We start from the raw sequence: 13,454 nt of genomic DNA, 5'->3' as shown, positions 1-13,454 counted from the left end.
AAGCGGGGTATGCCGCAATCAAACTAAACCCCTATTAGGGATTGAAACAGCCAAGGAAAAAACCGAGGGCGCTCGACATTCGCCGCAATCAAACTAAACCCCTATTAGGGATTGAAACTTGCGACGACAATTTGATTGACAGCTACGCGCTGGGCCGCAATTAGCCGCAATCAAACTAAACCCCTATTAGGGATTGAAACTTAGGGGCGCACCGCCTCGGTAAATAGTCACCGGGCCGCAATCAAACTAAACCCCTATTAGGGATTGAAACCATCAATCTCATTCCGTAACTCCTGACAAACACTGCGAGCCGCAATCAAACTAAACCCCTATTAGGGATTGAAACTGCAGCTCCTGTTTGGGCATAAATCAAAAATATGCTAAATCATGCCGCAATCAAACTAAACCCCTATTAGGGATTGAAACCACGTTAAGAGCCGACTGCCACTGCTCGACCCACGCCGCAATCAAACTAAACCCCTATTAGGGATTGAAACGTAAGCAACCGCTTCGGGGCCCATCCCCTTTTTTTGCGCGATCGTCTGCCGCAATCAAACTAAACCCCTATTAGGGATTGAAACTCGGACTAGAGAATGCAGAAAACCGTGCCACTAACAGGATTGAAGCCGCAATCAAACTAAACCCCTATTAGGGATTGAAACTGACATTGTATAAATCAATAATTCCTACCTCGTATTGCCGCAATCAAACTAAACCCCTATTAGGGATTGAAACTTAGTAACAGCTTTTTTAACAACCGGAGCGGGCGAAGTGCCGCAATCAAACTAAACCCCTATTAGGGATTGAAACCTCCGATGTTCGGCGGCAAGGCTACTGAGATATTCGCCGCAATCAAACTAAACCCCTATTAGGGATTGACACATCGCTCTCGAAAAAATCCGGGCATCGAGGAGGAAGCCACAATCAAACTAAACCCCTATTAGGGATTGAAACGAAGTTGAAGCGCGATCACAAACTTTGGCGGAGGAAGAACGCCGCAATCAAACTAAACCCCTATTAGGGATTGAAACTTGGTGGCAAGGTAGCTCGCAAATACAGCCGATCACGCCGCAATCAAACTAAACCCCTATTAGGGATTGAAACCTCTTTTTCCCCTAATTTTCTGTACCAACTGTAACGCCGCAATCAAACTAAACCCCTATTAGGGATTGAAACGTACTCGGCTTGATTGAAACTGGAAACGTGCGTGTTTTAAGCCGCAATCAAACTAAACCCCTATTAGGGATTGAAACCCCACCACTGCCAGCACTCTTTGTTGAATGGCGACCGCCGCAATCAAACTAAACCCCTATTAGGGATTGAAACAAGTAAGCTTAATTGCTTTTGGGAGATTCGCAGGCTCTTGCCGCAATCAAACTAAACCCCTATTAGGGATTGAAACGCAGTAACAGCGCATGAACTGGCAGCCGATGTTGCAACCACCAAAAACCCCATATCCAATAACTTTAAGTAAAAAAAACATGACCCAAAAACAATTGATGATTAGCCGGATGACGATATCGGAACTTAATTTAGCAGTAGATTGGGCAGCCACAGAAGGTTGGAACCCCGGATATTATGATGCCGAATCTTTTTTTCAAACCGATCCTCAAGGATTTTTCATGGGTTATTTGAATGATGAACCTATTGGTTCAATTTCTGCCGTTGCCTATGATTCCAGTTTTGGTTTTATTGGTTTATATATTGTCAAACCTTCCTTTCGGGGCCAGGGATGGGGATTAAAATTGTGGCAAGCGGCGATCGAATATTTAGGAACGCGAAATATTGGTTTGGATGGCGTTATTGCCCAACAGGAAAATTATCAAAAATCTGGTTTTAAATTAGCTCACCGTCACATTCGTTATCAAGGTCTAGGATTTGGCGTTGTTCCTGACGATCTGATTCCACTTTCAACCGTTCCTTGGGAAGAAATTCTAGCCTATGATTCTCAACATTTTCCTGTTCCCCGTCCGGTTTTTTTAAAGCATTGGATTCAACAACCTGAAATAATCGCTTTCGGTGTCAAACATCAGGGAAAACTAAGCGGTTATGGCGTTTTAAGAGTTTGCCGTCAGGGGTATAAAATAGGGCCGTTATTTGCCGATGATGTCGGTTTTGCCGAATTATTACTGCAAGGATTAATGGCAAAAGTACCTGATGCTACTGTATTTTTAGATGTGCCGGATACCAATTTAGAAGGTATTAATCTGGCTGAGAAGTACCGAATGAAACCAGTTTTTGAAACTGCACGAATGTACACGTTAACGCCACCAACTTTACCCCTAAATCGAGTGTTTGGGGTGACAACCTTAGAACTGGGTTAAACATCAGTTAACAGCACAAGCTGATGGGCCACCATTGCCGCGTGCCAAACAGTATTGCGGTGATTGTGGCTAATACGGCTATTTTGTCAAAACTGGCTTCACCGATCGACAACCCCTGCCACATTCCCAGTCCGCAGGCGATCGCCAGTTCGATCGACAGCGCGAAGTAATTCCGGTTGCAATTACCGTAAAACATTATTAGGAATTGAAACATCAATAATTATCATCCTCGACAACAAATGATTCATAGTTGCAATCAAACTAAAACTCGATCGGGGATTGAAACAAAATTCTGCCTTACCAGGAAAAATGACTGGTTAGATGAATGCTAACCAATTAGCTATTAGCCAGCCCTTCAACCTCTCCACTCAAAATCTGTTGAACCGTCAAACATAGCTGTGGAAACATCGGAGATGCGATCGCCTCTCCATCCCGAAATACCCCAACCTCAACATATTGTCCCTCCTCAAGCCGCAAAACCTTCACTACTTGTTCAATTAGATCGATCGCCCAATACTCTGCGATGCCCCGCGCTGCGTACTGAGCTCGTTTGCGTTGGCGAAGCCCTCGAAGAGGATCGTAATCCCGATCCCTGCCCACTCTACCCGGACTCACTACCTCCACAACAAACCGAGGAGGCAGCATATCGAAAGTGATAGTTAGCCTGGTTGCTGTCAGCGGAATGTGTTCGGGTTCCAGAATTATCAAATCGGGGTAGCGGTTGGCCGCATCTCCCGATCCTCTTCGAGGGCTTCGCCAACGCAAAACAGCAACTTGAACCTCGCAATTATGCGTTTTAATCAGCCTGAGTGGCACTAGCCCGCTGCTAGCAAGATAGAAAAATAGATAGTTAGCAATGAAATTATTAGGTTCAGATTCTGGCGGCAAAGCTATTAACTCCCCATCAATTAACTCATAGCGTTGACCCGTATCATTTGAATAATTAAGGTACTCGTCAAAAGTTATTTTTTTAGATTGAGCTTGTACCATAAAATTACATTCCTTGATTTATTCGTTCCTTTCTGCTGGGAGTTTGTTTGTGTAGAAACGGTTTCAACAGCCAAAGGAGATCGATCGAATCTGCTGTGCTAGTTCAGCAGGTGTCCCAGCCTCCACTGACGATCGCCCCACAAGTGACATATTAAAAACTATCACAGTTCAAATCCTCTGGAATACAAACAATGATTTCAGATAAATTTCGGCGCGAGTTGCGAGAACAAGCCAAACTCTGGCAAGCAGAAGGACTCATCGACACTTCATTCTACCAACAACTTTCGGAACGCTACCAATTCAACACACTCGAAACCGCCTCCCGCAACCGATTCCTCAGCATTCTGATGAGTCTCGGCGGCATTCTCCTCGGTATAGGAGTCATCACCTTTGTAGCAGCAAACTGGCAAGTTTGGTCGCGGGAAGTGAGAGTTGCGCTGCTGCTAAGTCTTTTCGTAGCAGTCAATGCAGCGGGTTTCTATCTGTGGCGAATTCCCCCATCCCGAAGCAAAAACTCCCATCCAAATATGCCCGCAACAAAAGGGCGAAACAAACTCCTAGGTGAAGCATTGTTGCTATTAGGAGCTCTGATTTTAGGAGCAAATATGGCATTGATGGCGCAAATGTTCCACATAGGCGGTTCTTCCTACGGACTTTTCCTGGCTTGGGGAATCGGCGTGCTCGGAATGGCTTACAGTTTGCGGTTGACTTCCTTGGGCGTTTTGTCCGCACTTTTGATCGGTTTGGGCTATTGGCTGGCGGTGTTTGATTTCTCTTCCAAAGTCGAGTTTTCTTGGGTGGAAGTTTTGGTGCGGCAAATGCCGATCGCAGCCAGTATAATGTTTGTGCCGCTGGCTTATTGGTGTCGATCGCGTGCTATTTTTGCCATAGGTGCGATCGTCCTAATTTTGTCCCTACAAGTTTCTATCGTCCAAGGGTTAAATCAAACTTGGGCTGTGATAATTTTTTGCGCCCTACCGCCCGCTTTGCTGTGGGGATACGACGATGCAATGTGGCCGAATATAGACAGCAGGCTGTTTCAACCTACCGCCCGCAGTTTCGCACTCGTGTTTCTCGCCAGTCTTTTTTATATTCTTTCTTTCCACTGGTTTTGGCCGGATGCCCCCAATCCTTACCTCAATCCTGCGCCCCCACAGCCCGATTGGAGTTGGAATCTTTTTACAACAAATGTGGCTGTTTTGGGCGCTTTAACGGTGTTTGAATGGCTGCGTTTGGGACGTTTGGAACCGCGGCGGCACAAACAAAAAGGAGTCGATTTGACCACAGGTGCGATCGGACTTTTGATACTCATCACCGCTTTAATACCGCTTTACCACTTGAATTTTATTCGGATTCCCGAATTAGCGACTTTTCTGTTCAATGTTTTATCATTTCTGCTCGCTGTCGGCTTAATCCGAGAAGGTTTAGCTTTAGGAAACCGCCAGAGTTTTTGGGGAGGCCTGGTATTAATCACCCTGCAAATTATCAGCCGAGTCTTTGAATACAACACAGGATTGTTGCTCAAATCTTTTGTATTTGTTTTGTGCGGAATTGGCGTAATTGCTGCTGGTTTGTGGTTCGAGCGCCACTTCGCCAAAATCCCCCATGAATAGGAGCATTCTACTATAGTGCGATCGTCCCCCTCGCACTGCACTCCGAAGATGATTGTGCCGATTCACAGCTCAACAATATTATTCTGCGAACCAATTCCCTATTCCCTATTCCCAATATGAACACCGAACAGCAAGATTTAACAGATAAAAGTTCCGAAATAGCAGATACCGGCGCTACTCCTCCATCCTTCACCCTTCCCCCCGCTGCGAAACGCCTTCCCGCGTGGCGGCTGTGGGTTCCTTTGCTGCTGCAAATCGGACTAATTGCCGCCGTACCCGCGACAGCAGTTTACACTTTTATTACTGGCAAAACAGTTGTCCTGCAAACAGCACCAGTAGACCCTTACGACTTTTTGCGCGGATATTACCAAGTTTTGAGCTATGATATTTCCGATCTCACAAATCTCCAAAAACTTCCCGGCTGGAAAGATTTACCTACCGAAAAAACACCTTGTCCGCCCGGAATTGTTTGTCCCAAAAATCCGTACAATGTCAAGCCAAAAACCAGTTTTTATGTAATCTTAGAAGCGCCAAAAACCGCGACTAATCCCGGCCGCCCCCAAGCTTGGAAACCCGTCCGCGTCAGTCTGGAAAATCCCGGCAATTTGCCCGCCAACCAAATCGCAATTAAGGGCAAATATAACGGTTGGCGGATGGAATACGGCTTAGAAACTTATTATATGCCAGAGGACGAAAGGGAAAAAGTCAATCAGGAGATTAGCGAAGCTCAAAGGAAGCAGCGACAATCTTTTTTGGTAGAAGTAAAGATTGACAAAACAGGCCATGCTGTGCCTGTGAGTTTGTGGGTGCGCGATCGCAATTATCGATTTTAGCTGATATCTTGCACCATTGTCAGGAACAGGCATCTTGCCTGTTCCACAAAATATAAATTTTCTCGCGGAACGGGCCGAAAAGCCTGTTCCTAAACAAGTAATTGAGAATGGTGCAACCTATGAGTTTTAGCCAATTTAGCCAAAAGGTTGTCTTGTTTTGAGTATTTTAGCTTAGGGAGGGTGCGGAGGTTGGGCGATTCCCTACCGCAACGGGCTCGCACGCGCGTTGGGGATAGCTTCGCTCGCGCGGACATTTCAATTGCCGACAATCCAGGAGAATCTATTAAGATATATAAGACTTGTGCAAATCTTGCCAGTTCAAGGGCGCAACTCATGACTCTACTGGAGCTTCTCATGTTAGCCGAGCTAATCTCTGCCAGACGAATAGTCAAGACCAAACTCCTCGACTTCTTAGGACTTCCCGAAAATTGCCAAGACAAAACCGATCAACTCGTCAACCGAATTGTATCCCTGCTGGAAACAAATCCAGCCGAACAAGAAAGATTTTGGGAGACATTCAAAAGTGAATTAGCCGTCGATCCGGTAGAATTAGAAGCAATACTCAAGTGTTCGCCAGCAGAACGCCAGCAGTGGATTGAACAAGACAAACTCCCTATTTTAGAATACCGCTCTTTCCGCAAATCAGGAATCCATTTAGAATATCCCGTTCACGACAGAAGATTAATCTTAAGTCTAACGCCAACCGATATTAATAATTGGCGCAAAGAACCCAAAGGGCTGATTAAAAATAATCGCCAAATACCCACCCCAACCAATACAGAAAAGCTTGAAGAAAACGAACAATCACGAGTAGCTTTTAGTTCAGCTTGGGAAAAAATCATTGCCGACTGGAAAGAACAAGGTTCGGCGGAAATTTCAGCAACCTTCCAGCTAGCTTACTGGACTGTTTGGGCATCGCGCTGGGCCAAAGAAAATCAGCTCAACAGCTTTAAAGCAATTAAATATAAGGAAATTTACGAAGCTCACCAGCAGGAATGGTACCAGCGAAAAAATCAAGCAGTCAAGTTACTGATTGAAATGCCCTACGCCATGCTTTACTTCTACCGTCCGGCGGATGCTGATAAATTATATCTCGAACTGTGCGACGACCACCAGGAAATGATGAAAGATGGCTACTATTGGGACAAGTGGGATTTTTTCTATCAGAACCGCAAACTTGTAAATAAGTGCCGCGAATGTCTGTACTGCGAAACCAAAGATTATTACTCGCTTTACTATCTTGAAATCAAAAGCGACAAGTTTCCCGATTTTAGTTTTTCTTTCCACACGCCGTACACCATCGGCAGAAAATTTTTGCCGCATCCAGAAACGCTGCCTTATGTAGAGCACGTAGAACAGGACGGCATTTTTCGCTTTGGCCGCCCGCTGCTGGAACAAGAGAAAGTTATTCACACAGAAAAGGATGTATTGCTTAAGTTTGAGGCGGCTTTGGCAGAAGCGAAAAAGTTTGTTTAGTTAGCAGTCGTTAGTCAGTAGTCATTAGTCAGTAGTAGACTTATTGCTGCCGATTTTTTGATTGATCCGGAAAGCAATGATATCAAATCTGTTAGGATCGGAATTATTCAGATATCTATTCTCTTTATCTGCGTGAATCAGCGTCAATCCATTGTCATCTGCGGTTGATTTTTCTTGTTTTTACCGCAGATGAGGGCAGATAAACACAGATTAACGCAGATAAATTATATCTATTCCGATTGCACCTTTGGTGATTGTTGACGGTTGACTGGATTTGACGCCAGACGATGCTACCGGATTTGATATGACTTTTGAACTTGGATTACTTGAATTCTGCCGCCAGCAAAAATTTTGGGTTGTTGAGTTTCTTCGGAATTGTACATCGCAATCCCACCTCGGCAAACAAACTCCCCAAGTCTGTTTCGCTCAAGTTCCAAGCAGTTTCAGTCTCAAACAACCACAAAAATACAGCAAACCCAGGCTTAAATACCGGATTTGTATGCCGATGAAAATCTACCAAAATGAATAGACCATCGGGATCGATCGCGCGGTACACTTCTTGAAAGATTTATCGCAACTGTGGCGATCGCATTTCGTGCATCGCAACGCTGCTGTATACCAAGTCAAACTGACAGTCGGCAGAAGGCATCGACTCGGCAAAAGCTTCTACATAATTGGGTGATGGCACATTTTTCCTGGCCGGTTACAGAGAGAATGGCGAAGCGTCAAGTCCTGTGACATCCTGGGAATATTGCACGTGAAATTGCGTAGTTTGACCGCTACCGCAGCACAAGGTCTAAAACTTTAGTTTCCGCGCTGACGGTCAAATTTTCCCAGCGTCGTTGACCCAAACGAGCCTGGCCGCCTACGCTCAAAGCAGTCAGACGCGCGATCGTATCGTACAGCCACTGATACCGATAACTTAAATCTCTCAAAATTCTTGCCACAGTCAAAATTATGTATACCTTGCTATCGATTTAAGATATTATTAAGTTATATGATAAAGATAAGTAACAGAACTGAGACGATGGGAGAGCTGTAACCGCTATGGGTCGTGTGGGAGTATTGCTATTAAACTTGGGCGGGCCAGATCAAATCGAGGATGTCCGTCCTTTCCTGTTCAATTTGTTTGCTGACCCGGAAATCATTCGCATTCCGTTTCCGTGGATGCAAAAACCGCTCGCCTGGTTAATTTCGACCCTGCGTTTTCAGAAATCCCAGGAAAACTACCGCCAAATCGGTGGCGGCTCTCCTTTACGGCGGATTACCGAGGAACAAGCCGCTTCTCTGCAAGAACTCTTGCAGTCTAAGGGACAGGATGCTCGAGTTTACGTGGGGATGCGCTACTGGCATCCTTTTACCGAAGAGGCACTAGCCAAAATTAAGCGCGATCGCATCGAACATTTGACCATTTTGCCGCTGTATCCTCAATTTTCGATCAGCACCAGCGGTTCTAGCTTCCGGCAGCTAGAAGAAATGTGGGGCAAAGATCCAGATCTCAAGGATATAGAATATACCGCTATTCCTTCTTGGTATCAGCGGCCAGGCTACATTCAGGCAATGTCGGAATTGATTGCCCAAGAACTAGACCACAATCCTGATCCCGATCGAGTTCACATCTTTTTCAGCGCCCACGGCGTCCCCCTCAGCTACGTAGAAGAGGCTGGAGACCCCTATCAGCGCGAGATAGAAGATTGCACTCGTCTGATTATGGAAAATTTGAACCGATCGAACGAACACACTCTAGCTTATCAAAGTCGGGTTGGCCCGGTGGAATGGCTCAAGCCTTACACCGAAGACGCCATTACCGAATTGGCAGAAAATGGAGTCCAAGATTTGTTGGTAGTTCCGATTAGTTTTGTTTCCGAACACATCGAGACTCTACAAGAAATTGACATGGAGTATCGAGAATTAGCAGAAGAATCGGGAATTCTGAATTTCTACCGAGTGCCCGCCCTAAATACTCATCCGGTGTTTATTGAAGCCTTGGCCGATTTAGTCATCGAGTCGCTCGAATCTCCCAGCGTTAAATTCTCTGATGTTATACGCCCTTCCAAAATAGTGAAAATGTACCCTCAAGAGCAGTGGGAGTGGGGTTTGACTACGGGGGCGGAAGTCTGGAACGGTCGTTTAGCAATGATTGGTTTTATCGCACTATTGATGGAGTTAATTACGGGTCAGGGCCCGCTACACTCGATCGGATTGCTTTAAATTGACAGTTGACAGTTGACAGTTGACCGTTGACTGTTGACTGTTGTTACAAATGACTAATGATATCAAATCCGTTGGGATCGGAATTATTCATCTCTATATTCTCTTCCTGGGCGCCCTCTGCGGTCTCTGCGGTTAAATCATTCCGAAACAACCGTAAACGATATAACTAATCACCAATAACTAATCACCAATCACTAATCACTAATTAATCAGGATCGCGCTTGCGGCGGCGGGGATTTCCCTTATCGCCCGGTATTCCCTGACTTTTGTACCAGCGATACCACTCTTTAGAACTGCGAATTGCCAGCCACAGCAGCATCATAGCAACTAACCCTCCCTGCTGCGGGGCGTCAAAGGCAAACAAAACCAAGGAAATGCACAGAACATCTTGGAGGAAAATCACCCAAATCGGCAAACCCCGCAGCCGGTAAAACCATCCGGCTTGTACCAGTTGCAGCACTAAAGCCAACAAACCTCCGACAATACCAATTATCCACAGCATCCAAGGGTGAGCAATAGTTTCTTCGATCGAACTTACTTGAGCGATCGCAATTCCCATAATTGCTCCTACAATGGGGCTGAAAATAATTTGCACAATTTGCAGTACCCGCTGTCCTACAAAGGTTTTAGAAGCAAATAACTCTAACAGCGACCAACTCACCAAGATGGCGATCGCCACCTGGGGGGGAACCCCCGACAAGAGAGGTATTTCCGACCAAAGTTTGTCAATCCGCAACAAACCAATTAACAGCAGGGGCAGGGCAATTCTCATACCCCCTGCCGCAGACCCAGAGAGTGCGGCTAGGAGTCCAACCATAATAATAATTCAGTTTCTAACGTCAGCTAAAGCCTCGATCTATTTCAGAATTTAATTCCCCTGATGGCTGGCTGTGATTTGAGCGATAGAACTCAAATTGGGGCTTGAACTTAAATATCACCCTCTATTGTAAGTGTATCTGCTTAATCCTGCTTGGCACTGCGATATTGTCGATCGACACCAGGCAGTTTGTGAAGAGTTGACCGTTGACAGTTGACAGAATTCCACCTGGATTGTGATTAAATTAAAATGTATAGGAAAACCAGTAGATCAGCCGAGATACTTAAAATTAAGATGTCAGCTATTCTTCTTTCTTCCCTCTGACTTAAAAATCTGACGGACACTAAATAATTAATCCGTGTATCCGTGTCAAAATCCGTGTCGTGCTTTCCTTCTTCCTTCCAATTATGTCTGATTCATTATTTGCCGATGCCAGCCGTCGATTAGAACGAGCCTTAAAATATGTGTCGCTTTCCGAAGATACAATCGAACGGCTGAAACACCCCAAATCCAGTTTAGTGGTATCGATTCCCGTGCGGATGGATGACGGTTCCCTGCGAATTTTTCAAGGTTATCGAGTGCGCTACGACAATACCAGAGGCCCGTCTAAAGGAGGAGTGCGCTATCATCCGGGAGTATGCCTTGATGAAGTGCAATCCTTAGCCTTTTGGATGACTTTTAAATGTGCAGTTTTGAACTTGCCTTTTGGAGGGGCCAAGGGCGGAATTACTCTCAATCCCAAGGAATTGTCCAAACTGGAATTGGAACGGTTGAGCCGGGGCTATGTCGATGCGATCGCAGATTTCATCGGCCCCGATGTCGATATTCCCGCGCCGGATGTCTACACCAATCCCATGATTATGGGTTGGATGATGGATCAGTACAATATTATTAAGCGGCAGCTTTCTCCAGCGGTTGTGACTGGTAAACCAGTGACAATCGGCGGCAGTTTAGGTAGAGATACCGCAACAGCAATGGGTGCTTTTTTTGTAGTACAAACTATCTTGCCCAAATTTGAGCTAAATCCTCAAGATACAACTGTCGCAGTACAAGGTTTTGGTAATGCCGGTGCAGAAATAGCTGAACTGCTCTGGAAAGTAGGTTACAAAGTTGTTGCTGTCAGCGATTCCCAAGGGGGAATTTATGCTAAACAAGGGCTGGACATCCCCAGTATTCGAGGCTTTAAAGAGTCTAACAAAGGTATCAAAGCTCTTTACTGCGAAGGTTCAGTTTGTAATATTATCGAACACGAAATCTTGACAAATGAACAACTTTTAGCATTAGATGTAGACGTGCTGGTTCCAGCAGCTTTGGAGAATCAAATAACGGAAGCCAATGTTAATGATGTTAAGGCTAAGTTTATTTTTGAAGTAGCTAACGGCCCGATTGATTCGGCTGCTGATTTGATTTTAGAAGCGAGGGGAATTCAGGTAATTCCTGATATTTTAGTCAATGCCGGAGGCGTAACGGTTAGTTATTTTGAGTGGGTGCAAAACCGCAGCGGACTCTATTGGACGCTGGATGAGGTCAACCAACGGTTGAAGCATAAAATGGTCGAAGAAACAGAAGCAATTTGGAAAAAATCTCAGGAATTGTCTGTTTCCATGAGAACTGCTGCTTACGTGTACGGGTTAAATCGACTCGGAGAAGCGATGAATGCGAAGGGAACGCGGGATTATTATATAAAGGGTTGAGGGAAGCGCGGTAAGATTGTGCGATCGTACAATCTTACCGCACTTATTCGAGAAGAGCGCAGTCTACAAACCAACTTGGCAAAACTTGGCTTTGAATTGGGGAATTTTAGGTTTGCACGCAGCCGTTGATTTGAGCGCAACTTTGCTGTTGCAGAAGCGGAAAGATATTTTCAAATAACGCAAAACACGGCTATGTTCTCTTAGTCTCGCGTTGCGGGGAATAAAGTTTGTGTAGAGGGGATTCAAACCGCCGATTTCAATCCCTTTTTACGATATTGGGAAAAAAGTCAGCAAATGAGTTACTGCTGCTGTTTTCTTTTCCATAAGCATCTTCTATGATGACATCAAAGTCAGATGTATTATAGGTTCGTAAATATTGTTTTATCTTCTCCTCATCGCGATCTTTTAGCAGCAAATAGGCAGCAAATCTCACCGACATTATCCGATCTTGCAATGCTTGAATTATCAAATCCAAGCCTGCTTCCCCATATTTAGGCGCTTCGGGGAGTGCGGAGATTCTAATGTAGACAACGGGCGAGGCTAAGCGGCTTTTAAGGCCAGAGATGCCTCCTAAGACAGCAGCATCTATCGGGGGCGGATTTTGGCCGCCGAGGACGGCATCGTATTCTCTAGGTTGATTTTGGTGGTTTGACATGATTTCAACCAGGGACTTTTGCTAGTTTGTCGGGCTGCAATGGAGGCATCGCGAGCAATTCCTCAACTGAGAAAGGTTGGGGTTGAGGAATTGCAGCTTCAGCATCCATGAGCTCTTTCATTTTCTCAAAAATCAAAACTGTTCCTTCTTCTCCGTCCGTTAGTTTATCGTAAAAATAAGGTATGGAAAACCAATGCTCAAAAGCAATCTCTAACAAACCGTTAGTTGCTAATTGCACTTGCCAATATCGAGAATATCTGGCATCTACTATCTCAAATAACGGGGCTGGATTGTGTATGGGATAATAAGTATACCGCTCATCGCAAATATAGTACGATAAATTCCCTTGCCATTCAGAGATAGCATAGACAATATACTCTTTACCTACTATCAGTTTAAATTCAGTTTCTTTGGTGATGTCTAACGGTGGATTTAGGTAAGTTTCCGGCAAATAAGCCCCTTGATTGGCAATGCAGCGAATCTTCATAGTATATTAACCTCACTGGTTTTTAGGTGCTATTTTGGGGTATGTACGTTTGATTTTGTACTCAACATTTAGGAGAGTGCGGGCATTTCTATACCAATGGATTTCAACGACAGATCCTTCGATAATCGCGCTTTGGTTACTAGCCATTTTATACCAATCTTCAGGCTGACCGCCATAGTTGGCAACCAATCTGGGAGCATCTCCTAGCGGTCTCCTGGAACCGCCTTGAATCATGATGGCAGGTTGAGCCTTAGCATCTTGCAGCAGTATTTGCGGGAGCATGTCAAGTTTGCGCGCGCTCGCCAGCACTCCAGATGAAGACAGAGAGTCAGTTAGCGACTGTTGTCTGCT

At 45.1% G+C, this 13,454-nt stretch carries 15 protein-coding genes and 1 CRISPR repeat array (1 of these 16 running past the window's edge); of the genes, 8 read left to right on the top strand and 7 right to left on the bottom strand.

Annotated features, from left to right (window positions below; all coding sequences use genetic code 11):
• Positions 1–1,402: a CRISPR direct-repeat array (repeat unit 37 nt; unit sequence GCCGCAATCAAACTAAACCCCTATTAGGGATTGAAAC); it reaches 1,421 nt to the left of the window's first position.
• A gap of 79 nt (positions 1,403–1,481) precedes the next feature.
• Positions 1,482–2,324 (top strand): GNAT family N-acetyltransferase, encoded by an 843-nt coding sequence (locus QUA80_RS23110; RefSeq protein WP_333427361.1) that lies wholly within the window; start codon positions 1,482–1,484, stop codon positions 2,322–2,324.
• A 23-nt stretch (positions 2,325–2,347) separates the two neighbouring features.
• On the top strand, positions 2,348–2,494 hold the full coding sequence (locus QUA80_RS23105; RefSeq protein ID WP_333427360.1) for a hypothetical protein: 147 nt from the start codon (positions 2,348–2,350) through the stop codon (positions 2,492–2,494).
• Between the two features lie 166 nt (positions 2,495–2,660).
• On the opposite strand, the gene QUA80_RS23100 is transcribed toward QUA80_RS23105, so the two are convergent.
• Complete coding sequence (locus QUA80_RS23100) at positions 2,661–3,314, bottom strand: Uma2 family endonuclease (RefSeq protein ID WP_333427359.1); 654 nt, start codon at positions 3,312–3,314, stop codon at positions 2,661–2,663.
• Positions 3,315–3,505: 191 nt separating this feature from the next.
• Between QUA80_RS23100 and QUA80_RS23095 the strand changes: the two genes are divergently transcribed.
• The 3 genes from QUA80_RS23095 to QUA80_RS23085 all read left to right on the top strand — a co-directional run bounded on the left by QUA80_RS23095 (position 3,506) and on the right by QUA80_RS23085 (position 7,236).
• Positions 3,506–4,927, top strand: a complete 1,422-nt coding sequence (locus QUA80_RS23095; RefSeq protein WP_333427358.1) for a DUF2157 domain-containing protein — start codon at positions 3,506–3,508, stop codon at positions 4,925–4,927.
• Positions 4,928–5,043: 116 nt separating this feature from the next.
• Entirely contained in the window at positions 5,044–5,760 is a 717-nt protein-coding gene (locus tag QUA80_RS23090; RefSeq protein WP_333427357.1) for a GDYXXLXY domain-containing protein, read from the top strand.
• Between the two features lie 354 nt (positions 5,761–6,114).
• Positions 6,115–7,236: a hypothetical protein gene (locus tag QUA80_RS23085; protein WP_333427356.1), complete on the top strand. Its 1,122-nt coding sequence runs from the start codon at positions 6,115–6,117 to the stop codon at positions 7,234–7,236.
• Between the two features lie 322 nt (positions 7,237–7,558).
• Here QUA80_RS23085 and QUA80_RS23080 read toward each other — a convergent pair whose 3' ends face one another.
• Positions 7,559–7,756 carry a hypothetical protein gene (locus tag QUA80_RS23080; RefSeq protein ID WP_333427355.1) on the bottom strand — a complete coding sequence of 66 codons (198 nt, stop codon included), beginning with the start codon at positions 7,754–7,756 and terminating at the stop codon, positions 7,559–7,561.
• A gap of 259 nt (positions 7,757–8,015) precedes the next feature.
• The gene (locus QUA80_RS23070) at positions 8,016–8,189 is read right to left on the bottom strand and encodes a hypothetical protein (RefSeq protein ID WP_333427353.1); all 174 of its coding nucleotides are present in this window, start codon (positions 8,187–8,189) and stop codon (positions 8,016–8,018) included.
• A gap of 94 nt (positions 8,190–8,283) precedes the next feature.
• Between QUA80_RS23070 and hemH the strand changes: the two genes are divergently transcribed.
• Positions 8,284–9,447 (top strand): ferrochelatase, encoded by a 1,164-nt coding sequence (hemH, locus tag QUA80_RS23065; RefSeq protein ID WP_333427352.1) that lies wholly within the window; start codon positions 8,284–8,286, stop codon positions 9,445–9,447.
• Positions 9,448–9,655: 208 nt separating this feature from the next.
• Here hemH and QUA80_RS23060 read toward each other — a convergent pair whose 3' ends face one another.
• The gene (locus QUA80_RS23060; protein ID WP_333427351.1) at positions 9,656–10,267 is read right to left on the bottom strand and encodes a DUF4126 domain-containing protein; all 612 of its coding nucleotides are present in this window, start codon (positions 10,265–10,267) and stop codon (positions 9,656–9,658) included.
• A gap of 407 nt (positions 10,268–10,674) precedes the next feature.
• Here QUA80_RS23060 and QUA80_RS23055 point away from each other — a divergent pair, with 407 nt between their 5' ends.
• Positions 10,675–11,961: a Glu/Leu/Phe/Val dehydrogenase gene (locus tag QUA80_RS23055; protein WP_333427350.1), complete on the top strand. Its 1,287-nt coding sequence runs from the start codon at positions 10,675–10,677 to the stop codon at positions 11,959–11,961.
• Between the two features lie 16 nt (positions 11,962–11,977).
• Entirely contained in the window at positions 11,978–12,139 is a 162-nt protein-coding gene (locus QUA80_RS23050) for a hypothetical protein (RefSeq protein WP_333427349.1), read from the top strand.
• Positions 12,140–12,217: 78 nt separating this feature from the next.
• Here QUA80_RS23050 and QUA80_RS23045 read toward each other — a convergent pair whose 3' ends face one another.
• From QUA80_RS23045 to QUA80_RS23035, 3 genes are all read right to left on the bottom strand, one after another.
• Positions 12,218–12,616: a hypothetical protein gene (locus QUA80_RS23045; RefSeq protein WP_333427348.1), complete on the bottom strand. Its 399-nt coding sequence runs from the start codon at positions 12,614–12,616 to the stop codon at positions 12,218–12,220.
• A gap of 4 nt (positions 12,617–12,620) precedes the next feature.
• The gene (locus QUA80_RS23040) at positions 12,621–13,103 is read right to left on the bottom strand and encodes a hypothetical protein (RefSeq protein ID WP_015175484.1); all 483 of its coding nucleotides are present in this window, start codon (positions 13,101–13,103) and stop codon (positions 12,621–12,623) included.
• A gap of 12 nt (positions 13,104–13,115) precedes the next feature.
• Positions 13,116–13,454 (bottom strand): hypothetical protein (locus QUA80_RS23035; RefSeq protein ID WP_333427347.1); only part of this gene is annotated, 339 nt, incomplete at its 5' end.

Origin of the sequence: Microcoleus sp. F4-D5 (assembly GCF_036704885.1) — a bacterium.
GTDB lineage: Bacteria > Cyanobacteriota > Cyanobacteriia > Cyanobacteriales > Microcoleaceae > Microcoleus.
This window is presented reverse-complemented; position numbering and strand designations above follow the sequence as displayed.